The organism is Micromonospora sp. NPDC049230 (genome assembly GCF_040647875.1).
GTDB lineage: Bacteria > Actinomycetota > Actinomycetes > Mycobacteriales > Micromonosporaceae > Micromonospora.
This window is the reverse complement of the sequence record NZ_JBEZCZ010000018.1, coordinates 112444-132513: the sequence shown is the minus strand read 5'-3', so window position 1 is coordinate 132513 and position 20070 is coordinate 112444. Positions and strand designations below refer to the sequence as shown.

Genomic DNA, 20070 nt, shown 5'->3' with positions numbered 1-20070 from the left:
CGGCGGCAGAAACGACGTCTCAAAGGGCTGCCGAACTGGCGGTTGGTCCGATACGCCGATGACTTCGTCATCCTCGTCACGGGCACCCGCGAGCACGCCGAACAACTCCGCGAAGAAGTCGCCACGGTCTTGGCACCGATGGGCTTGCGCCTATCACTGGCCAAGACCGCGGTGGTTCATATCGACGAGGGCTTTGACTTCCTCGGTTTCCGCATCCAGCGGCACCAGAAGCGAGGCACGAACAGGTCGTATGTCTACACCTACCCGGCCAAGAAAGCCCTGAGGGCGGTAACGGTCAAGGTGCGGACTCTGACGCGCCGCAACGCGTCACACGACCTAGCCGGACTCCTACGGCGGGTTAACGCCACGACCAGAGGGTGGGCCAACTACTTCAAACATGGAGTGTCGAAAGCGACCTTCAACTACCTCGGCCACTTCACGTGGCGGCGGGTAGCGTACTGGATCCGCAAACGACACCCCGGACTGTCGTGGAAGGCCCTACGGCGGCGGTTCATGCCCGGATGGGTACCCACCGCCGACGGGATCACCCTATTCAACCCGGCATCGATCACGGTCAGCCGTTATCGATACCGGGGCAAGATCCCAACCCGCTGGGCAACGCACAACGCTAACACCTGACATCGACAGGAACCTGTGGAGAGCCGGATGCTCGGAAACGGGCACGTCCGGTTCGGGAGGCGGCATGGGGAAACGGGCCGGCCGGAAGACCGACACCGCGCCCCATGCCGACCTCACGTGCTCGACGCGAAGGGGCTGGCCACGGCCAAGCGTGAGCTGTACGTGATCAAGTCCGGGCTGCGTTCCGCCTCGGCACCCGTGGTGATCGGAAAACCGGGGCGTAAGGAGCGCGTCAGTCGGCGCGTGCGGGCCTAACAGGTACGGGGCGATCACGTTCGTCGGTGGTAGTGGTTGCGGCGGGGGAGTTGGTCGGGGTCGAGCCAGGCGGGTGGGACGAATTCGGGGTGGCCGTCGCCGCCGAGTCGCACGACCCAGTCGCTGTGGTGGAGGTGTCGGTGGTGGTGGCCGCAGAGCAGGACGGCGTTGGTGAGGCTGGTGTCGCCGCCGTCGGCCCAGTGCCGGATGTGGTGGCCGTCGCACCAGCGGGGTGGGCGGTCGCAGCCGGGGAAGGCGCAGCCTCGGTCGCGCAGGACGAGGGCGCGGCGCAGGGGGCCGGTGATGAGGCGGCGTTGCCGGCCGACGTCGAGGACCTGGCCGGCACCGTTGAGGACGGCAGGCAGAATGGCAGCGTCACAGGCCAGCCGGCGCACCGTCTCGGCGCTGACCTGCTGGCCGATGTCGAGAGCGCCGCTGCCCAACTGCTGTGTCAACCCGTCGTAGCTGGCGGTGACGACGACCTGTGTGGGGTCTCCGCCGTTCTCGGGTAGCTCGCCGGTGCGCAGGGTCAGCCGACACACGTCGGCCAGGGCGTCGTGGCGGCGTTGGCCCGGGGTGCGGGTGTCGTCGGGGCCGGTGGGCGCGGTCAGCGGGTCGATGGCGGCGCGGACCAAGGCGGCGGCTTCGGAGTTGAGGATGCCGATGAGGCGTAGCCGGCCGTCGGAGTGCTCGCTGATGGTGACGTGCCGGTCGCGGGCGGCCCGCGACTCCTGTGCCCGCAGCGCGGCCTCGGCGGCGGCATCGGCGATGTCCGGGGCGACGTGATCGAGGATGCGGCTGCTGAGTTTGCGCAGCAGGGCGGCATCGAACTGCGCGGCCCACTCGACGAGGACGCCGACGGCCTTGTCGGCGGCCTCCGGGCCGGCACTGGCGTGGACGGTCTGGACCGTGGTGGCGATGACCCCGACCTGCTCCCGGTCGACCGTCCCGCTGGCCAACGCGTCTCGCACCCCCGGCGGGGCGGTGTCGAGCGTCGCGGACAGCTCGACCAGGCGGCGGGCGGCACCGACCCCGAGGCGTAACCGGTCGCGGAGCCACACCGCCGTCGAGGACGCGCCCTGCGCGGTCGCGGTGCCGCGACCGTCCAGCTCGCGCACGAGGGTCAGCTTGACCGCGGCCAAGCGTTGTTCGATGCGGTGTGTGGCGTCGAGCGCTGCCACGAGATGGTGCTCGTTGGCGGCCCAGGCCGCCCTGTCGAAGCAGGCCGCCACGGCAGCCTCGGCCTGCTCCAACGCTTCAATCACACCAATAGATTAGAACAGGTGTGCGACAACTTTCGGTCGTCTGGTCGCCCCGGAGAGCGTCACCCTAGTCTGGGTCGCGGTCAGGGCCCGCCGCCGGAGTCGCTGGCGATGCCACTGTTGTGGGCCTGGCTGTCGTTGCCGCCGTAGCCCTTGCCGCGGGTGGTGCCCCGGCGATGGCGGTGCTGACGGTGCCCGCTCGCCTGGATCGCCTGGCGGGCTCGGCGCATCGTCTCGTCGGCTCCGGCCGGGGCGCGACGCCTGCGCCGCCGGACGACCAGCAGCGCGGCCACCAGGAGCACGGTGAGCAGCAGGGCGGCCACCCCGACCAGGATCCACACCCGTCCATCCATGCTCGCGATGGTAGGGATGCGGAGCCAGCCGAGCTGGTGGCCGCCCGGGGGAGGGCGACCACCAGCCGGGCGTGCTCAGGAGAGCGAGCAGGGGCTGCCGTTGACGGTGACCAGGCCCGGGTTCGGGTTGGCGCCGCCGGAGGTGGTCGCGTTGAAGCCGAACGTCACGGTGCCACCAGGATTGATCTTGGCGTTGTGTGACTCGTTCTTCGCGGTCACCGTCGCACCCGACTGGGTGACCTTCGCCAACCACGCCTCGCGGACCCGCTGGTCGCCGGTGAACGCGAAGCGCACGCTCCAGCCGTTGACGGCCGTGGCACCGGTGTTGCGGATGGTCAGCTGGGAGGTGAACCCGGTGCCGCCGTGCCAGGTGCCGTAGTTGCTGTAGGCCACCGAGCAGGTGGTGGCCGGCACCGCGCCGGCGTCACCCTGGTCGGCCAGGAACGAGGAGATCCAGGTCAGCGCCGAGTTCCAGTTGATCGCCACCTCGTTCGTCGAGTACGAGTTGATGTCGTCGACGTAGCAGAACTGCGGCGCGCAGCCGGCGAGCAGCTTGGCCACGAACGGGTCCTGGAGGGCGGCGTTCGCGCCACCGGCGAGGGAGCCGGCGGGCGGGCGGGGCAGGTTCGGGTCGAGCTGGTGGCCGAAGATGCGGCTGTGCTGGTTCTGTGCCGCGTGCTCGCCCCACCCGGTCACGTAGGAGATGTTCAGGGCGTTGCGGCCGAGCACGTAGTCCATCGCCTGCGTCGCGCCGTCGCGGTAGACGGGGTTGCTGGTCAGGTCGAAGGCGGTGCCCAGCACGATCGCGTTGTTGATGATGCTGCTGTTGCCGCCCCAGAAGTAGCTGTTGGGGTCGCCGGGCATCGGCAGCCCGTACGCCTGCCGGCGCAGCTCGGCGAGGTACGCGTCGGCGGCCGTGGTGACCGAGGCGCGGACCCGGGTGAGGTCGGCGGTGGGCAGCCCGCTGGGCACTGTGGCCAGGTCGAGGCGGCCGAGCGCCGCGACGCTCTGCCAGCCGAAGCCGCGCGGGTCGAACACGTCACCGGTGTGGTGCGGCGACGCGGTCAGGTCGGCCAGGTAGGTCTGCGCACCGGTGCTCAGGTACAGCTCGGCCGCCGCCCAGTAGAACTCGTCGGTGACGTTGCTGTCGTCGTACGCGCCGCCACCGGTGCCGTCGGTCGGGCTGGCGTACACCGCGGGGTGGGCCTTGGCGGCGGCGTAGGCCGTCTTCGCGGCGGTGCCGCAACGGGTCGCGAACGCCGCGTCGTAGGGGGCGAAGAGCCGCGCGCACTGGGCGGCGGTGGCGGCCAGGTTGAGGGTGGCCGCGGTCGACGGCGGGTGCAGCTCACGCGGCTGCGGGTCGTCCTGCGGGGCGAGCGGCAGCCCGGTCCAGTTCTGGTCGTGGATCTTGTGGTGGACCATGCCGGCGAGCGGCTTGCCGGCCGGCACCTGCATGCGCAGCAGGAACTCCAGCTCCCAGCGGGCCTCGTCGAGGATGTCCGGCACACCGTTGTCGCGCTCGGGCACCCGCAGCGTGCTGTCGGCGAGTGCGGCGCCGCCGTCGGCGGTGGCGGCGGTCTTGGTGCGCTCGAAGGTGTTCAGCAGCTGGTAGGTGGCGATGCCGCCGTTGACGACGTACTTGCCGTGGTCGCCGGCGTCGTACCAGCCGCCGCGCACGTCGAGGGAGTAGTCGCAGACACCCGGCTGGCAGGGCACGTTGGTGTCGCCCTTGTTGGGGGCCACGTCGAGGTGCCCGGCGGGGCGGGCGTACTCGTCGCCGATCAGGTCCCCGTCGATGGCGATGCCGCTGCGCTGGGCGTAGAAGAACTGCAACGAGTCGGAGCGCAGTTGGTCGTAGAGGGTGCCGGAGATGTCGAACGGGTGGCTGGTCTCGCCGTCGACGGTGAGCGTCAGCCCGCTGCCGGGGGTGCGGTAGCTGGAGAAGTCGACCGTCTGCACGTTCTGCCCGGAGGCGGCGTCGACACCACGCGCGGTGGTGGTGCCACTGGCCACGACGGCACCGGCGGCGGAACGGAGCTGCCAGGGCAGCGGCTCGGTGGCCTCGGTGACGACAGTGGCGTTCTTCGGGCCGCCGGGCAGGTAACCGACCTGGTTGACGCGCACCCGCGGCCCGGTGTCCGGCACGTACGGCTCGGGCGGCTCGCCGCCGCGCAGCGAGACGTCGTCGAGGCAGATGGTCTGCGTCTGGGCGGAGCCGCCGACCTGGAAGATCAGTTGGGCGCCGGGGTTGGTCTCCGGGACGGTGAAGGTCTGCTCGACGCGCTGGAGGGTGCCGGTCGCGGTGGCGTCCACCGCCGCGTACGTGGTGTACGGGGCGGTGCCGAGTTGCAACACGGCCTTGAGGGAGGCGCCGGGGGAGGCGGAGACGTCGAAGCCGAGGGTGTATTCGGCGCCCGCGATCAGCGGCACCCCGTCCTGGCCGATGCCGGCGTCCCAGGGGTTGGCCAGCCCACCCGCCACTGTGGTGCAGAGCTGCCCGTCGGTGACCGCGAGCGCGCCGGTGCCGAAGGAGAACCAGGGGCTCACCCCCTCACTGAAGTCGCCGTTGTCGATCTGCTCGGGGGCATCCGGCGGTGGCTCGGCGTGGGCCGCGCCGGCGCCCGCGCCAGTGAGGGCCAGGGTGGTCGCCGCGGCCAACAGGAGGCGGCGTCGGGATCTCGTCACGGGGAGTCCTTCCGGACGGGTGGGGGACGGTGGTGGTGGCCGATAGCTGGGAGCGCTCCCAGGTATCGGCTCGATGTTTCCAGTGGCGGCACCTCGTGTCAATTGATCTGACTGGATGGTTTCTGGTGCGTGACGAGGGCGACCGCCGGGGCCGCCACGCCCCGGGACACCGGCGTGCGGACGTGAGATTCGCCGCGCCACGCGCCGTCGTCCTGATCTCCTAGAGACAACTGCGCCCTTCGCCTGGCAGGCTGCCTCCCATGACCCTGAAGCTGCGTTCCGTGGGAACGAGCGACCGTGGGCTGATCCGCAGCGGAAACCAGGACGCCCTGCACGCCGGCGACTGGCTCGTCGCCGTCGCCGACGGCATGGGTGGGATGGCCGCCGGCGACCTGGCCAGCGCCCTCACCATCGACGCGGTGGCCCCGCTGGACGTGGAGACCCCCGAGGACGCCCTGGTGGCCGCGCTCGAAGGTGGCATCGCGCTGGCCACCTCCCGGATCCGGCAGGCGGTCGCCGAGGATCCCGAGCGCCAGGGCATGGGCACCACACTGACCGCCCTGCTCTTCGCCCGTACCGGCAGTTGCCTGGCCCTCGCGCACGTCGGCGACTCCCGGGCCTACCTGTTCCGCGAGGGCGTGCTCAAGCAGGTCACCCGGGACGACACGTTCGTCCAGATGCTTGTGGAACAGGGCGTGATCACCGCGGACCAGGCCAGCAGCCATCCGCGCCGGGCCGTCGTCACCCAGGCACTCCAGGGTGACGAGGTGACCCCGTCCTACTCGACGATGGTGCCCCGCGTCGGCGACCGGTGGCTGCTGTGCAGCGACGGCCTCTCCAACGTCGTCCGCCCGGACACCCTCGCCGAGGTGCTCCGGGACTATCCCGATCGGACGGCCTGCACGGCCAAGCTCATCGATCTGGCACTGCACGCCGGCGCACCGGACAACGTCAGTGTCGTGGTGGCCGACGTCCTGGAGGAGTAGGGCCGGCGCTCACCGTCGGCGGGGCGTGACGCGTCGGGTGGGCGTCGCCGTGCCGGGGTCCTCCGGCCACGGGTGCCGGGGATAGCGCCCGCGCAGCTCGGCGCGCACCTGCGGGTAGCCGGTACGCCAGAACGACTCCAGGTCCGCGGTGACCGCCACCGGCCGGCCCGCGGGGGAGAGCAGGTGCAGCAGCACCGGCGTCCGCCCGTCACCGACGCGGGGGGCCGTCGACCAGCCGAACGTCTCCTGAAGCTTCACCGCGAGCACCGGCGCGGCCGGGTCGGTGTAGTCCACCCGCACCCGGGAGCCGCTCGGCACCTCGATCCGCTCCGGGGCGAGCTCGTCCAGGCGGGCGGCCTGCGCCCACGGCAGCAGCCGGCGCAGCGCCGCTGTCACGTCCACCCGGGCCAGGTCGGCCCGCCGCCGGGCCGCGGTCAACTCCGGGCCCAGCCAGGTCGGCGCGGCATCGAGCAACGCCTCGTCGCCGACCTCCGGCCACGGCGTGCCCAGGTGGTGCCTGAGGAACCCGAGACGCTCGCGCAGTGCCCGCGCCGCCGGCGTCCAGGTCAGCAGCCCCAACCCCTCCTGGCGCAGGCCGGTCAGCACCGCCGCCGCCACCTCCGCCCGCTCCGGCCGGTCCAGCCGCCGCTGGAGCAGCTCGATCGCGCCCAGCCGGGTCACCTCCCGGGCCACCACGTCGCCGTCGGACCAGCCGACCTCGCGGCTCGTGCGCAGCAGCGGGCTGGCCGCCTCCCGGGCCGTCGCCTCGTCCACCGGCGAGGCCCGGCGGATCCGGGCCGACGGCGCGCCCGGGGTGCGGTCCGCGACGGCCACCGCCAGCCAGTCGGACCCGGCCAGCCCCGAACCGGCCGCCAGCTCCGCGGCGGTCCCGCCGGTCATCAGGTACGCCGAGCCGCCCGGCCGCCGCACCCGGGCCAACCGCTCCGGGTACGCCAGACCGACGAGCAACCCGGCGGCGAGATCGTCAGTCAGGCCACCCGTGCGGTCAGCCCGGTGCCCCTGCGCGCGGTTGGCAGTGGCGGGGCCGTCGGTCGGGGAGCCGGTGGGCAACGCGGCGCGCAGCCGGCGTACCTCGGTGCGCCAGCGGGCGGTCGCGCCCGCGTCGACGCCGGCGCGCAGCCGACGCCAGCCGGCGACCAGGTCGTCACCGGGGCCTGCCGCGCTCTCCTCGGCGAGCAGGGCGACCACCTCGGCCGCCCGGTCGGCGCCGACCCGAGCGGCGCCGTCGAGCAGCGCCCGGGCCAGTCGTGGGTGCGCGCCGGCGGCGGCGATCGCCCGCCCGCGCGCGGTGATCCGACCGTCGACGTCGACAGCGCCCAGGGTTCGCAGGGTGTCCCGGGCCACCGTCAGCGCGGCGGCCGGTGGCGCGTCGGGCAGCGCGAGCCCGCCGCCGTCCGGCGAGCCCCAGGCGGCCAGCTCCAGTGCGAAGCCGGTCAGGTCGGCGGTGGCGATCTCCGGCTCGGCTCGGGCGGGCAGCCGCTCGTGGGTCGCGGCCGACCAGCAGCGGTAGACCGACCCGGGGGCCTCCCGCCCGGCCCGGCCCGCCCGCTGGGTGGCGGCCGCTCGGGAGACCGGCACTGTGACGAGCGCGCCCAGCCCACGGGCGAGGTCGATGCGGGGCACCCGGGACAGCCCGGCGTCCACCACCACCCGTACGCCCGGCACGGTCAGGCTGGTCTCGGCCAGCGCGGTGGCCAGCACGACCCGGCGGCGATCAGCGGGGCGCAGTGCCGCGTCCTGCTCGGCGCCGCGTTGCCGGCCGTGCAGCGGCAGCAGCGCGACGGTGTCCCGCAGGTCGGCCAGCCGGCCGCTGACCGCGGCGATCTCGCCGGCCCCGGGCAGGAAGACAAGCACGTCACCGGCACGCTCGCGCAGCGCCCGCCGGACGGTGGCGGCCACGTGGTCGAGCAGGGACCGATCCACCGGCCCGGCTCCGGACGGGGCGATCGGGCGCGCGGGCGGCGCCCAGATCCGCTCGACCGGGTGTAGCGCCGAGTCGGCCCGGACCACCGGGGCCGGGACGGACCCACCGAGCAGCGCGGCGAAGCGGTCCGTGTCCGGGGTCGCGGACATCGCCAGCAGCCACAGGTCCGGGCGAAGGGTGGCCCGCGCCTCCACGGTGAAGGCCAGCGCCAGGTCGGCGTCGAGTTGCCGCTCGTGGCACTCGTCGAGCAGCACCGCGCCCGTGCCGGGCAGCTCCGGGTCGTGGTGCAGTCGGCGGACCAGCAGGCCGGTGGTGACCACCTCCACCCGGGTGGCCGGGCCGACCCGGCGCTCGCCGCGCACCGCGTAGCCGACGCGGTCGCCGACCCGCTCGCCGAGCAGCTCGGCCATCCGGCGGGCGGCGGCGCGCGCGGCCACCCGCCGGGGTTGCGCGATCACCACCCGACCGGTCACCCGGTCGGCCACGGCCAACGGCGCGAGGGTGGTCTTGCCGGTGCCCGGCGGGGCGACCAGGACGCCGGCCCCGGCCGCGTCGAGGGCCGCGACCAGCGCCGGCAGCACCTGGCGTACCGGCAGGTCCAGTGTTACGTCGGAGAGCACGGCCCAGTCTCGCACCGGTGCGGGCGCCTCAGGGGCGACGGACCTCGCCGACACCGAGCACGAAGGCCCGCCAGGCCGTCGGGCCGAAGGCGAGCGCGGGACCGGAGCGGTCCTTGCTGTCCCGGACGGCGACCTGGCCGTCGGCCGTCGCGACCTCCACGCAGTTGCCGTTGCCGCTGCTGCGCGTGCTGGTGCGCCACTCCAGCCCGGTCAGGTCGTGCGCCGTCATCAGCGGTACCCCTCGTCTGCGTCGGCATGCCGCCGAAGCGGTCACGCAAAGTAACGAGAAGCCTCCTCCAGGCGGATCAACGATGCCGCCGGATCGAGCGCCAGACGGCACAGCTCCTCGTGGAGAAGGCTATACCGGAGCACCTGGTCGACATCCTCCAGAGCCAGTCCCATCGATAGGTTATCCAGGTAAACCACTGACGCGTCGGCGGTGTCGGCGAAGTTGAGGAGCACGTACGGGGTACTCATCGCGGGATGCCCGCCGGCCGCGAACGGAAGTACCTGAACTATTACGTTGGGTAACTGCGCGACGCGACTCATGTGGACCAACTGGTCGGCCATCACCGCGGCGCCGCCCACCGGGCGCAGCAACACCGCCTCGTTCAGCACCACCGACAGGTGGACCGGGTCGTCGCGGCGCAGCACCTCCTGTCGGCGCAGTCGGGCGGCGACCTTGCGCTCCAGGCCGTCCTCGCCGGCGGTGCGCCGGAAGATCTCCCGGGCGTACGCCTCGGTCTGCAACAGCCCGGGCACCGACTCGGCCTCGTACGTGCGCAGCGCCGCGGCCTCGGCCTCCAGTCCGACGTAAAACTCGAACCACTCGGGCAGCACGTCGCTGTAGCTCTGCCACCAGCCGCGCTGCTGGGCTCCTCGGGCGATCTCGATCAGCGCCTCGGCGTCCGATCCGGTCACCTGGTACAGCGCGAGCGCCGCCCGGACATCGCGTGGCTTGATGCCGATCTGCGCGGTCTCGATCCGGGAGAGGTTGCTCTTGGACATGTCGAGCTGGCGGGCGGCCACATCGAGGGTCATGCCCGCGCGTTCCCGTAGCTGGCGGAGCTCCCGGGCGATGCGTCGACGGCGCACGGTCGGGCTGGCGGTGGGCCCGGTGGTGGGGGTGGCGGTCACCGTCCGAGTCTGCCACGACAAGATCCGCAGGTCGCACATGCACTCAGTGCAACTTTCAAATCTGGGAGTTGCGTTGCAGTAGCTGTCGGTGCATCCTTTCCCGGTCGCGATCACTGTGGACACACCTGTGCGGGAGGGCCGTTGCTCATCGCCGACGAGTTCTTTCTGATCGCACACAACGACAGTCGGGGCAAGGCCAAACTGCATCCGGCGGCGACCGGCCTCGGACTGGCCGGCGGGCTGCTCGGCGAGTTGCTCATCTACGGACACATCCACGTCGCGGCCGGACGGGTCACCGTCATCGACAGGCGTCCGCCGGCCGACGCCCTCGCGCACACAGTGCTCGACCAGCTCATCGGCGAGTCGCAACACCAGGAACTGCGTACCTGGCTCAGCTTCCTGGCGCAGAGCGCGACGGCCTCGGTGGGGGAGCGGCTGGCCCGCGCCGGGGTGCTGCGCCGCCAGGAGAGCCGCCGGCTGCTGCGCACCTCGGTCAACTACCTGCCGATCGACCTGAACGCGGTGGCCTGGCCGGCCACCCGACTGCGGGCGCTGCTGGACCGGCCGGACCCGCCGAGCGTGCCGGACGCGCTGCTGCTCGGCCTGGTCGTGGCCGCCGGGCTGACCCGCGAGGTGCTGTGGAGCGCCGGCCCTCGCGCGCACCACCGGCTGAACGTCCTGCTCCCCGCGCTGCCGGCACCCCTGAAGGAACTCGTCGGACACACCGAGGCGGCCGTCGGCGCCGCAGTGCTGCGTGGCGTCCTCTGACCCCCCGGTAACCCCTACCCTCCCCCTCGACAACCGGAGTAGTCGTATGCCCCCGACATCGACATCGACAGTCGAACGACCCAGCAACGTCTCCGAGGCCCTGGCCCGAGGCCGCCTCGGCATCCCCTCGGTGATCTTCTTCGTGCTCTCCGCCGCCGCGCCGCTGACAGTGGTGGCCGGCGTCGTCACCACCGGCTACGGCGTCATCGGGGTGACCGGCATCCCGCTGGCCTTCCTGCTGGTGGCCGCTGTGCTCGCCCTGTTCTCGGTGGGCTACGTGGCGATGTCGCGGCGGGTGGAGAACGCCGGGGCCTTCTACGCCTACATCTCCCGCGGACTGGGCCGACCGGCCGGCGTCGGCGCCGCCTGGGTCGCGCTCATCGCGTACAACGCGTTGCAGGTCGGTCTGTACGGCACCATCGGCGTGGCGGCCGAGCCGGTGCTCGACCGGATCTTCGGCGGGCACCCGCACTGGGCCGTCGTGGCCCTGGTGGCGTGGGCGCTTGTCGGCCTGCTCGGCCTGCTCCGGGTGGACATCAACGGGATGGTCCTGGCCGCGCTGCTGGTCGCCGAGATCATCGTGATCCTCGTGTTCGACCTGGGACAGCTCGGCAACCCGGCCGGCGACCAGGTCAGCTTCGCCACGTTCTCGCCGGACAACCTCTTCGTGCCGGGCGTCGGAGCGGTGCTGGTGCTGGCCATCCTCGGCTTCGTCGGCTTCGAGTCGGCGGTGGTCTTCAGCGAGGAGAGCAAGGACCCGAAGCGGACGGTGCCGCTCGCGACGTACCTCTCGGTGGTGATCATCGCCGGGCTCTACGCGCTGTCGTCGTGGACCATGACGGTCGCCGTCGGGCCGGACCAGATCGTCGCCGAGGCCGGCGAGCAGAGCGTCGGGCTGATCTTCAACCTGGCCGCCGCGCACCTCGGCGACACCGCCGTCACCATCGGGCAGGTGCTCTTCCTGACCTCGGTGCTCGCCGCGATGATCTCGTTCCACAACACCACTGCCCGCTACGCCTTCGCGCTCGGTCGGGAGCGGGTGTTGCCGGCGGTGTTCGGGCAGACCTCGGCCCGCAGCGGGGCGCCACGGGCCGCCTCGGTGGCGCAGAGCGTCCTCGGTCTCGCGGTGATCCTGCTGTACGCGGTCAACGGCTGGGACCCGGTGGTCCAGCTGTTCTTCTGGGGCGGCACCACCGGCGGGTTCGGCGTCCTGCTGTTGATCGCCACCACCTCGGTGGCGGTGATCGCCTACTTCGCCCGCTCCGGCGGCGGCGAGAACCTCTGGCGGCGGGCCATCGCTCCCGGCCTGGCCACCATCGCGCTCTTCGTGATCATCTGGTTGGCCGTGTCGAACTTCGCCAACCTGCTCGGCGTCGCGCCGGACTCCACACTGCGCTGGGCACTGCCCGCCGTCTACCCGGTGGCGGCGCTGTTGGGCATCGGCTGGGCGCTGGTGTTGCGCGGCAACCGACCGGACACGTACGCGCGGATCGGCCTCGGCGCGGCGAGCGCCGCCGTCCGGCCGGAGACGCCGGCCACCGTGGGGGTGACCCGATGAGCGTGACCATCGAGCGACTCGGGCCGGAGGAGACCACCCTCGTGGCCAACCGGATCGCCGAGGCGTTCACCGCCCTGCGGGTGACGTACTGGCTGGTGCCCGACGCGAGCAAGCGGGAGGCCGTGCTGGCCGGGGACTTCGAGATCCTGGTCGGGCACGCGATGCGGCACGGCATCGTCCACGCCACCGCGGACCGCGCCTCGGTCGCTGTGTGGTTTCCGTCGGTCGGCGAGCCGGCCCCGCCGCCGGAGGACTACGACGCCCGACTGGCCGCCGCCTGCGGCGAGTGGACCGACCGGTTCCAGCATCTCGACGACCTGTTCGCGGCGAACCACCCGCACCCGGACCACCACCACCTGGCCTTCCTGGCGACACAGCCGGGCCGGCAGGGGCAGGGGCTGGGCAGCGCGCTGATGCGGCATCACCACGCCTGGCTGGACGCCAACGGGATGCCCGCGTACGTCGAGGCGAGCAGCCCGCGCAGCCGGGACCTGTACGCCAAGCACGGCTACCTGGCCGGCGAGCCGTTCCGGGTGCCCGACGGCACACCGTTCTGGCCGATGTGGCGGCAACCGGCCGACCGCTGACCCCACCACCGACGTGCGGACGGGACCTCCGCACGTTGTCACGCGAGCGTGACAACGGGGGTACGACAGAGGGCCGGGTCCGTGGACCCGGCCCTCTGTCGTGACTGGCTCAGTAGGTGCCGTCGAGCTGCCCGCGCAGCTTGGTCAGCGCCCGGGTCAACAGCCGCGAGACGTGCATCTGCGAGACGCCGATCTGGTCGGCGATCTGCGACTGGGTCAGGTTGCCGTAGAAGCGCAGCGTCAGGATCTTCTGCTCGCGCTCGTCGAGGGTGGCCAGCGCCGGGCCGAGGGCGACCCGCAGCTCCGCCAACTCGAACTCGTTGTCCTCGCCGCCGAGCATGTCGCCCAGCTCGGTGGCGCGCTCGCCGTCACCGGTCGGGGTGGACAGCGACACCGCGTTGTAGGCGCGGGCGCCCTCCAGGCCCTCCAGCACCTCTTCCTCGGTGAGCTTGAGGTGGGCGGCGATGTCGGCGACCGTCGGCGAGCGGCCGAGGGTCTGTAGGAGCGAGCTGTTGGCGTCGGAGATGGCCAGCCGCAGCTCCTGGAGCCGGCGGGGCACCCGGATGTCCCAGGTGCGGTCGCGGAAGTGCCGCTTGAGCTCGCCGATGATGGTGGGGATCGCGTACCCGGCGAAGTCGACACCGCGGGACGGGTCGAACTTGTCGATGGCCTTGATCAGGCCGACCGCGGCGGTCTGGGCCAGGTCGTCGGTGGGCTCGCCGCGCCCGCTGTATCGGTGGGCCAGGTGGTTTGCCAGCGGCAGCCAGGCCTCGATCGCCCGGTCCCGCAGGGCGGCGCGCGACGGGTGGTTGGCGGGCAGCGCGGCCATGGCGTTGAGCAGATCGGCTGCGCTGTCGGTGAGAGCGCGCGGGTCGAGCTTGCTGGTGGCCTTGGCAGTGGTGCTCGGCTGCTCGGTGATCGTTGGCGCGGTCATGGGTGGTCCTCCCTGCACCTCGTCCGCTGACGAAAAAGGTGTGGCACTTTGGTTTAGCTTTCAATGGGCCGTTCGGGACTCACCTTAACCTGATCGTCTCCCGGAAATCTAGCCGAAAGGCTGATGTACTTAAGGCGTGTCGAGGAAGGAAAGGTGCAAATAGGGCACAGGTTGGCACACTTGTGATCACCCTTACCCGTTTCTGGCCCACACCCGTCGCCGCCCAGCCGCCGACTCGTCCGGTCAGCCCCTCCGGTTCCACCAATTGGTCAACATGAAATCCGACATGTGGACAGGAGTGTCGACTATCCGTCGTTGTTCCGCTGGCGGGACCGGCCGTAGCGTCGCGTGTACACACCCGGTTCGGAGGCACCGTGCTCGATCCAGCCGCTCCTCAGCTCGTCGTGAACAGTCGCACGCTCTACTTCAGCTGGGTTCCGGCCGACCCGGACGCGGTCGCCGCACTGGTCCCGCCCGGCCTGTGCCCGCGCCCCGACCACCAGGTGTTCCTCAACCAGTACGTCGTCGAGGATGAGACGCAGACCTCCGGCTTCGGCGCGTACTCGCTCACCTACCTCGGCATCTCGCTACTCGGCGTGGACGCGCCCGGCGGCCTCAACCCGGGCGGCTGGTGGACCACCTACGTGGCCTCCAGCCGGCGGGTGCGTGACTACGCCGCCGCTCGCGGCGCCCCGGTGTCCACCGGCCGGACCCGGATCGAGGTGAGTGGCGAGGCGCTGCTCTCCGAGACGGAGATCGACGGGACGACGCTGCTCCGGGCGCGGTGCCGAGTGGGGGAGACCGGCCACGCGATCAGCAGCGGGCACCACCGCTACTTCACCAGCCGCGACGGGCAACTGCTCAGCTCGGTCTACCCGTTCGTCGCCGAGCCGGTCGCCCCGTTCGAGATCGAGTGGGTGGAGTTCCTCCAACCCGGGCATCCGCTGTACGCGCTCCGCCCGGCCAACCCGCTGACCATCGGCTTCGGCTACTACTCGCCGCGCTCCTCGTTCGCCTACCCCGGCGGCCTGAGCGTGTACCCGGTCGCCGCCACGGCGGAGCCGAGCCGGCCGGCTCACCAGGTGCCGGCCAGCCTCGCTCGCAGTGGCCTGCCATCCGGGTCGTAGACCAGCCGGTACACCGGCAATGCCCAGGCGCGGGTGTACCACGGCAGCCGCTCGGGGCGGTGCGGGCGCAGCCGGCCGGGCGGTCGTTCGCCCACCTGGCCGTCGTCGTACCACCGCTGGAGCGCGTCGGCGGCGGCCGTGACGGCCGCGACGGCGTCCGCCGGGTCGAGCAGGTCGGCGTCGTCCGCGCCGTCCGGGTCCCGGTCCAGGTGCTCGCGCCACAGGCGAAGTCGCAGGTCCCGGGCGAAGGCGCGCGCACCGTCGCCCCGGCCCGCCGGGTCGGTGGGCTCCCGCGTGTCGCGGGTGTCGTCGAGCACCGCGCAGGACAACTCGCTGTCGTGCGTCCAGGACCGGCGGTTGAAGTTGTCGCTGCCGACGCTGGCCCAGACGTCGTCGACCACACACACCTTCGCGTGCACGTAGACCGGGGTGCCGGCGTGGTTCTCCACGTCGAACACGTGCACCCGGTCCGGTGCGGCCCGCTCGCACAGCGACAGGGCCTGCTCGCGGCCGACCATGTTCGGTGGCAGCGCCAGTTTGCCGTCCACGTCCGGGTGCCGGGGCACCACGGCGACCAGGTGCAGCTCCGGGTTGTCGCGCAGCGCGTTCGCGAAGAGGTCCGCCACCTCGGCCGACCACAGGTACTGGTCCTCCAGGTAGATGAGCCGTCGCGCGCGGTGCACGGCCTTGGTGTAGCCCCGGGCCACGGTGCGCTCGCCGTCGGGTGCGAACGAGTAACGCGGGCGGACCGCGGGGTAGGTGCGCAGCACCTGGATCTGGTGCGACCCACACTCGGGCGGGTCGGCGGGCTGCTCGGGCAGCGGGTCCGGCCGCAGGTCCGCGCCGCGCCACCGGTCCCGCAGGTAGGCCATCGGGTTCTCCGAGTCCAGCGGCATCGGGTCGGTCCAGCGTTCCCGGAACAGGGTGTCCAGCGCGCCGACAACCGGACCGCGCACCGCGAGCTGCACGTCGTGCCAGGGCGGGTTGGGCCCGTACCGGGGCGACATCTGCACCGGCTGCGGGTCGCCGTGGTGAGCGGCGTCGTCGCGCCGGCTGTGGCACAGGTCGATGCCCCCGGCGAACGCGATGTCCCGGTCGGGTGCGCCCGGGTGTCGCAGCACCACGAGCTTCTGGTGGTGCGAGCCGCCGCGTCGGACCCGCTGGTCGAGCAGCACCTCACCGCCGGCCGCGGAGATCGTCTCGCTGAGGTCGCGATTCTCCGCCTCGCTGTAGGCCAGCACGTCGAGGTGCGAGCGCCAGACCAGGCCCTTGACCACCACGCCGCGCTGGGCGGCCTGGGCGAAGAGCTGGGCCACGGTGGGGCCGTCGGGGCGCAGCCGCTGGTCCGGGTCACCACGCCAGTCGGTGAAGAACAGGTGGTCACCGGCCTGAAGCGCCTGCACCTCGTCGACCAGCCGGTCGAAGTACGCGGCACCGTGAATCAACGGCTCGACCAGGTTTCCCGTGGTCCAGACGGGTAACCCAGACACCGGGTTGGCGCGTTCCTGCGCGGTGAGGAACCAGTCCTGCGACGGCAACGTCCAGCCCCCCAAGAGGTCGGCAACGTCCTCACGGTAGGACCCCGGACGAGGGTCCGCACGCCAGCCCGGCAGACCGGTGACCTGGCCAACGCCATCGAAGCGACGCGACAACAGCCGAGGAGGCCACACCATGCCCCGCGACACAACGAATCCCGTGACCGAGTACCGCGAGCCGGCGGTGGAGAGCGAACGGGGTGCGCTGGTAGCGGTGTTGCTGATGGTGATTCTTGGTGTCGCTGGGATTTTCGCGGTCTCGTGAGGCGGCGTCGGCGCTCCCGTGGTGAACCGGGGGCGCCGGCGCCGACCTCAGCGCCGAGGCGGGGTCAGGGCCGGGCGCCCTGGCCGCCGGTGTGCGGCAGCCGCTCGGTGGGGATCACGCCGAGCCGACCGGCCTTGAAGTCGTCGAACGCCTGGAGCAGCTCGTCGCGGGTGTTCATCACGAACGGGCCGTACTGTGCCACCGGCTCCCGGATCGGCTTGCCACCCATGATGTAGAGGTCCAGCGCCGGGGTGTTGCTGTCCTGCGCGGTATCCGCGGCGAAGCGCAACGCGTCGCCGCGACCGTGCACCGCGAGCTGGCCGGTGCGGACCGGCCGCCGCTCGGTGCCGACCGTGCCGCGACCGCCGAGCACGTACACCAGGGCGTTGAAGTCGGGCTGCCAGGGCAGGTCGACCTGCGCGCCCGGCTGCACCGTGACGTGGGTGATGGTGATCGGCGTGAAGGTCGCCCCCGGGCCGCGGTGCCCAGCGACCTCGCCGGCGATGACCCGGACCAGCGCGCCGCCGTCGGGCGTGGTGAGCAGGGCCGACTCCCGACCTCGGATGTCCTGGTAGCGGGGTGGGTTCATCTTGGCCGAGCGCGGGAGATTGACCCAGAGCTGGGTGCCGTGGAAGAGGCCGCCGCTGACCACCAGGTGCTCCGGCGGCGCCTCGATGTGCAGCAGGCCGCTGCCCGCCGTCATCCACTGCGTGTCGCCGTCGGTGATGGTGCCGCCACCGCCGTTGGAGTCCTGGTGGTCGAAGACGCCGTCGATGATGTACGTGACGGTCTCGAAGCCGCGGTGCGGATGCCACGGGGTGCCTTTCGGCTCGCCCGGCGCGTAGTCGACCTCGCCCATCTGGTCGAGGTGGATGAACGGGTCCAGGTCGGTGGTCGACACCCCGGCGAAGGCGCGACGGACCGGGAAGCCCTCCCCCTCGAAGCCGCTGGGCGCGGTGGTCACCGTGCGGACCTTGCGGAATGCGGTGCTCTCGCCGAGGTGCGGGAGGCGCGGCAGGACAACGACGTTGTCGACGGTGATCGCGGGCATCGAGGGCTCCTTAGCGGGTGGCGTGGGTGGACGAGGCGGTCCGGGCCGCTCGCAGGCGGCGGCCGAGCCGGTCGAAGACCCGGGTGAGGCAGGCGACCTCGGCGTCGTCGAGGTCGTCCATGAGGTGGGCACGTACCGACGCCAGGTGGTGCGGTGCGGCTTCGGACAGGGCGAGCAGCCCGGCGGCGGTGAGCACCGCCTCGCTGCCGCGCCGGTCGTCCGGGCAGGGCTCCTTGCTGACCAGGCCGCGGCGCTGCATGGAGGAGATCTGGTACGTCAGTCGGCTGGGCGAGAAGATGAGCCGGTTGGCCAACTCGCCCATCCGCAACCGCTGCCCCGGTGCCTCGGAGAGCAGGACCAACACGTGGTAGTCGGCGAAGCTCAGCTCGCTGTCGGCGCGCAGGTCCTCTTCCAACTGGGTGAAGAGAAGCTGGCTGGCCTCGATGTAGGCACGCCAGGCGGCCTCTCGGGTGCGGTCCAGGCTCTCGGTCATGACCATGACGTTAGCACTAATTCAAAATTTAACTACCATCGTCGAGCGTTGTCTGGGTCACGTTCTCGGCCATCGATCGACCGTCTCTGCAATTTTGAAGGAAGTGGACGCAAAATCAGCGGTGCGACTGCGGTGCGGTGTGCCAGACTCCGGCCTCGTGGCACACCTGGAGCTCACCACCGCCGACCTGCTGCTGCGTCCCTGGCGAGACGAGGACGCTGCGGCGGTGCGCGACGCCCTGCTCGATCCGGCCATCGCCCAGTGGAACCCGCAGGGTGGCGGCCCGGTCGACGACGCGGCAGCGCTGCTCTGGGTTCGCCGCCGGGCCGACTGGTCCGCCGGCGACCACGTCTCCCTGGCGGTGGCCTCGGCGGCCGACGGGAAACTGCTGGGTTCGGTGTCGCTGCACCACATCCACAACGGCGACGCGTCCATCGGTTACTGGACGGCGCCGGCGGCCCGTGGGCGTCAGGTGGCGGTGCGAGCCGTCGTCCGGCTCACCGACTGGGCGTTCACCGACCTGCGGCTGCACCGGGTGGAACTGTGCCACGCGGTGGCCAACCCGGCCTCCTGTCGGGTCGCCGACCGGGCCGGCTACCGCGCCGAGGGGACGCTGCGCGAGTCGTACCGGTACGGCGACGGCCGCCGCTACGACGAGCACCTGCACGCCCGTCTGTCGACCGACACGTAGTCGGGGTCCGCACACGCCTGGGCTCGGCCGCGCCGAGCCGTCACTCGGTGACCTTGCGAAGGAACGTCGCGAGGGCGGTCTGGACGCGCTCGATCCGCTCCGGCAGGGGCAGCGGCTCGGGCGCGGGAGGCCCGGCGTGCTTCTTGCCCCGCAGGTAGAGCGAGCAGGCGAGGTCGGTGCACAGGTACGTGCCCACGGAGTCGCCCTGCCGTCCGCTCGGACCGGCCTTGGGGGCGGTCATCAGCGAGACGCCGCCGCCGAGGTGCGTGGTCAGGCAGAACGAGCACATGCTGTGCCGCACGCGCCCCGTCTGGTGCGTCGCGGCTCGCAGCACCACCCCGGCCAGTTCGCCGTCGGTCTCGGCGACCAGGTAGGCCCGCTGCGGCGCGGAGGGGTCTCGCCAGCCGAGGAAGTCGAGGTCGTCCCACTGACGCATCGCAAGATCGTTGGGTACGGTCAGCCGCTTCGCCTCGCCCCGGCTGCAGTTGACGAAGGAGGCGCGGATGACGGATTCGGTCAGGACTAACATAGGGAGTAGCCTAGCTCGCCTAGGCAAACGATTAACTCAGCTAGGTTTTGGGGTGTCCTGGATGGCACGTGCAGGAGTGACAGTCGAACGCCTGACGGTGGCCGCGGCCGAGCTGGCCGACGAGGTGGGCATGCGGAACGTCACAGTGGCCGCGCTTGCGCGCCAGTTCGGGGTGAAGGACGCGAGCCTGTACTTCCACCTCAGGAACGCGCAGGACCTGCGGGTCCGCGTCGCACTGCTGGCCCTGGCCGAGCTGGCCGACCGGGTCGCCGCCGCCCTCGCCGGCCGGGCCGGCAAGGACGCGCTGGTGGCCTTCGCCAACGCGTACCGCGACTACGCGCGAGAACACCCGGGCCGCTACGACGCCATGCAGATCGACCTGGACCCGGAGACCGCCGCCACCAGCGCCGGCGTCCGGCACGCCGAGATGACCCGGGCCATCCTGCGCGGCTACCGGCTCTCCGAGCCCGACCAGACCGACGCGGTGCGGATGATGCACAGCACCTTCCACGGGTTCGTGAGCCTGGAGCGGACCGGCGGCTTCCGGCACACCCCGCGCCCCACCGACGACTCGTGGTCGCGCACCCTGGACGCCCTCGACGCCGTCCTCACCCACTGGCCGTCGCGCTGAGCTGCGCACCGCGCCACGG

20 protein-coding genes are annotated in these 20070 nt (G+C 72.0%); 9 read left to right on the top strand and 11 right to left on the bottom strand.

What is annotated here, in order from left to right; translation table 11 throughout:
• Together AB0A95_RS17690 and AB0A95_RS17685 are read left to right on the top strand one after the other, a co-directional pair.
• The coding region (locus AB0A95_RS17690; RefSeq protein WP_357556795.1) for a group II intron maturase-specific domain-containing protein at positions 1 to 639 on the top strand (639 nt) is incomplete at its 5' end.
• Between the two features lie 117 nt (positions 640 to 756).
• Positions 757 to 894 carry a hypothetical protein gene (locus AB0A95_RS17685; RefSeq protein WP_357556794.1) on the top strand — a complete coding sequence of 46 codons (138 nt, stop codon included), beginning with the start codon at positions 757 to 759 and terminating at the stop codon, positions 892 to 894.
• A 14-nt stretch (positions 895 to 908) separates the two neighbouring features.
• Here the strand turns inward: AB0A95_RS17685 and AB0A95_RS17680 are convergent, their stop codons facing one another.
• The 3 genes from AB0A95_RS17680 to AB0A95_RS17670 all read right to left on the bottom strand — a co-directional run bounded on the left by AB0A95_RS17680 (position 909) and on the right by AB0A95_RS17670 (position 5194).
• Entirely contained in the window at positions 909 to 2159 is a 1251-nt protein-coding gene (locus AB0A95_RS17680; RefSeq protein ID WP_357556793.1) for a DUF222 domain-containing protein, read from the bottom strand.
• A gap of 80 nt (positions 2160 to 2239) precedes the next feature.
• Positions 2240 to 2509, bottom strand: coding sequence for a hypothetical protein (locus AB0A95_RS17675; RefSeq protein ID WP_357556792.1), 270 nt, complete (start codon positions 2507 to 2509; stop codon positions 2240 to 2242).
• Positions 2510 to 2584: 75 nt separating this feature from the next.
• On the bottom strand, positions 2585 to 5194 hold the full coding sequence (locus AB0A95_RS17670) for a glycoside hydrolase family 9 protein (RefSeq protein WP_357556791.1): 2610 nt from the start codon (positions 5192 to 5194) through the stop codon (positions 2585 to 2587).
• Between the two features lie 260 nt (positions 5195 to 5454).
• Between AB0A95_RS17670 and AB0A95_RS17665 the strand changes: the two genes are divergently transcribed.
• Positions 5455 to 6180, top strand: a complete 726-nt coding sequence (locus tag AB0A95_RS17665; RefSeq protein ID WP_357556790.1) for a protein phosphatase 2C domain-containing protein — start codon at positions 5455 to 5457, stop codon at positions 6178 to 6180.
• Positions 6181 to 6189: 9 nt separating this feature from the next.
• Here AB0A95_RS17665 and hrpB read toward each other — a convergent pair whose 3' ends face one another.
• From hrpB to AB0A95_RS17650, 3 genes are read right to left on the bottom strand one after another with little or no spacing between them, the layout of a single operon-like run.
• Positions 6190 to 8745 (bottom strand): ATP-dependent helicase HrpB, encoded by a 2556-nt coding sequence (gene hrpB, locus AB0A95_RS17660; RefSeq protein ID WP_357556800.1) that lies wholly within the window; start codon positions 8743 to 8745, stop codon positions 6190 to 6192.
• Positions 8746 to 8773: 28 nt separating this feature from the next.
• On the bottom strand, positions 8774 to 8974 hold the full coding sequence (locus AB0A95_RS17655) for a DUF397 domain-containing protein (protein ID WP_357556789.1): 201 nt from the start codon (positions 8972 to 8974) through the stop codon (positions 8774 to 8776).
• A gap of 41 nt (positions 8975 to 9015) precedes the next feature.
• Positions 9016 to 9840 carry a helix-turn-helix transcriptional regulator gene (locus AB0A95_RS17650; protein ID WP_357556799.1) on the bottom strand — a complete coding sequence of 275 codons (825 nt, stop codon included), beginning with the start codon at positions 9838 to 9840 and terminating at the stop codon, positions 9016 to 9018.
• 183 nt (positions 9841 to 10023) lie between these two features.
• Between AB0A95_RS17650 and AB0A95_RS17645 the strand changes: the two genes are divergently transcribed.
• Genes AB0A95_RS17645 through AB0A95_RS17635 form a run of 3 tightly spaced genes read left to right on the top strand, consistent with a single transcriptional unit; the run spans position 10024 to position 12795 of the window.
• Positions 10024 to 10650 (top strand): GPP34 family phosphoprotein, encoded by a 627-nt coding sequence (locus tag AB0A95_RS17645; protein WP_357556788.1) that lies wholly within the window; start codon positions 10024 to 10026, stop codon positions 10648 to 10650.
• A gap of 46 nt (positions 10651 to 10696) precedes the next feature.
• On the top strand, positions 10697 to 12208 hold the full coding sequence (locus AB0A95_RS17640) for an APC family permease (RefSeq protein WP_357556787.1): 1512 nt from the start codon (positions 10697 to 10699) through the stop codon (positions 12206 to 12208).
• Positions 12205 to 12795, top strand: coding sequence for a GNAT family N-acetyltransferase (locus tag AB0A95_RS17635; RefSeq protein WP_357556786.1), 591 nt, complete (start codon positions 12205 to 12207; stop codon positions 12793 to 12795). Before AB0A95_RS17640 ends, AB0A95_RS17635 begins: the two co-directional genes overlap by 4 nt.
• A gap of 109 nt (positions 12796 to 12904) precedes the next feature.
• Here the strand turns inward: AB0A95_RS17635 and AB0A95_RS17630 are convergent, their stop codons facing one another.
• Positions 12905 to 13729 carry a SigB/SigF/SigG family RNA polymerase sigma factor gene (locus tag AB0A95_RS17630; protein ID WP_357556785.1) on the bottom strand — a complete coding sequence of 275 codons (825 nt, stop codon included), beginning with the start codon at positions 13727 to 13729 and terminating at the stop codon, positions 12905 to 12907.
• Between the two features lie 374 nt (positions 13730 to 14103).
• Here AB0A95_RS17630 and AB0A95_RS17625 point away from each other — a divergent pair, with 374 nt between their 5' ends.
• Complete coding sequence (locus AB0A95_RS17625) at positions 14104 to 14856, top strand: hypothetical protein (RefSeq protein ID WP_357556784.1); 753 nt, start codon at positions 14104 to 14106, stop codon at positions 14854 to 14856.
• Here AB0A95_RS17625 and AB0A95_RS17620 read toward each other — a convergent pair.
• From AB0A95_RS17620 to AB0A95_RS17610, 3 genes are all read right to left on the bottom strand, one after another.
• Positions 14805 to 16394 (bottom strand): phospholipase D-like domain-containing protein, encoded by a 1590-nt coding sequence (locus AB0A95_RS17620; protein ID WP_357556783.1) that lies wholly within the window; start codon positions 16392 to 16394, stop codon positions 14805 to 14807. The genes AB0A95_RS17625 and AB0A95_RS17620 overlap by 52 nt on opposite strands.
• A gap of 326 nt (positions 16395 to 16720) precedes the next feature.
• The gene (locus tag AB0A95_RS17615; RefSeq protein ID WP_357556782.1) at positions 16721 to 17707 is read right to left on the bottom strand and encodes a pirin family protein; all 987 of its coding nucleotides are present in this window, start codon (positions 17705 to 17707) and stop codon (positions 16721 to 16723) included.
• 10 nt (positions 17708 to 17717) lie between these two features.
• Positions 17718 to 18200, bottom strand: a complete 483-nt coding sequence (locus tag AB0A95_RS17610) for a MarR family transcriptional regulator (RefSeq protein ID WP_357556781.1) — start codon at positions 18198 to 18200, stop codon at positions 17718 to 17720.
• Between the two features lie 157 nt (positions 18201 to 18357).
• Here AB0A95_RS17610 and AB0A95_RS17605 point away from each other — a divergent pair, with 157 nt between their 5' ends.
• Positions 18358 to 18891: a GNAT family protein gene (locus tag AB0A95_RS17605; protein WP_357556780.1), complete on the top strand. Its 534-nt coding sequence runs from the start codon at positions 18358 to 18360 to the stop codon at positions 18889 to 18891.
• Positions 18892 to 18931: 40 nt separating this feature from the next.
• Here the strand turns inward: AB0A95_RS17605 and AB0A95_RS17600 are convergent, their stop codons facing one another.
• Positions 18932 to 19420, bottom strand: coding sequence for an FBP domain-containing protein (locus tag AB0A95_RS17600; RefSeq protein ID WP_357556779.1), 489 nt, complete (start codon positions 19418 to 19420; stop codon positions 18932 to 18934).
• Between the two features lie 61 nt (positions 19421 to 19481).
• Here AB0A95_RS17600 and AB0A95_RS17595 point away from each other — a divergent pair, with 61 nt between their 5' ends.
• The gene (locus AB0A95_RS17595; protein WP_357556778.1) at positions 19482 to 20051 is read left to right on the top strand and encodes a TetR/AcrR family transcriptional regulator; all 570 of its coding nucleotides are present in this window, start codon (positions 19482 to 19484) and stop codon (positions 20049 to 20051) included.
• Positions 20052 to 20070 lie beyond the last annotated feature (19 nt).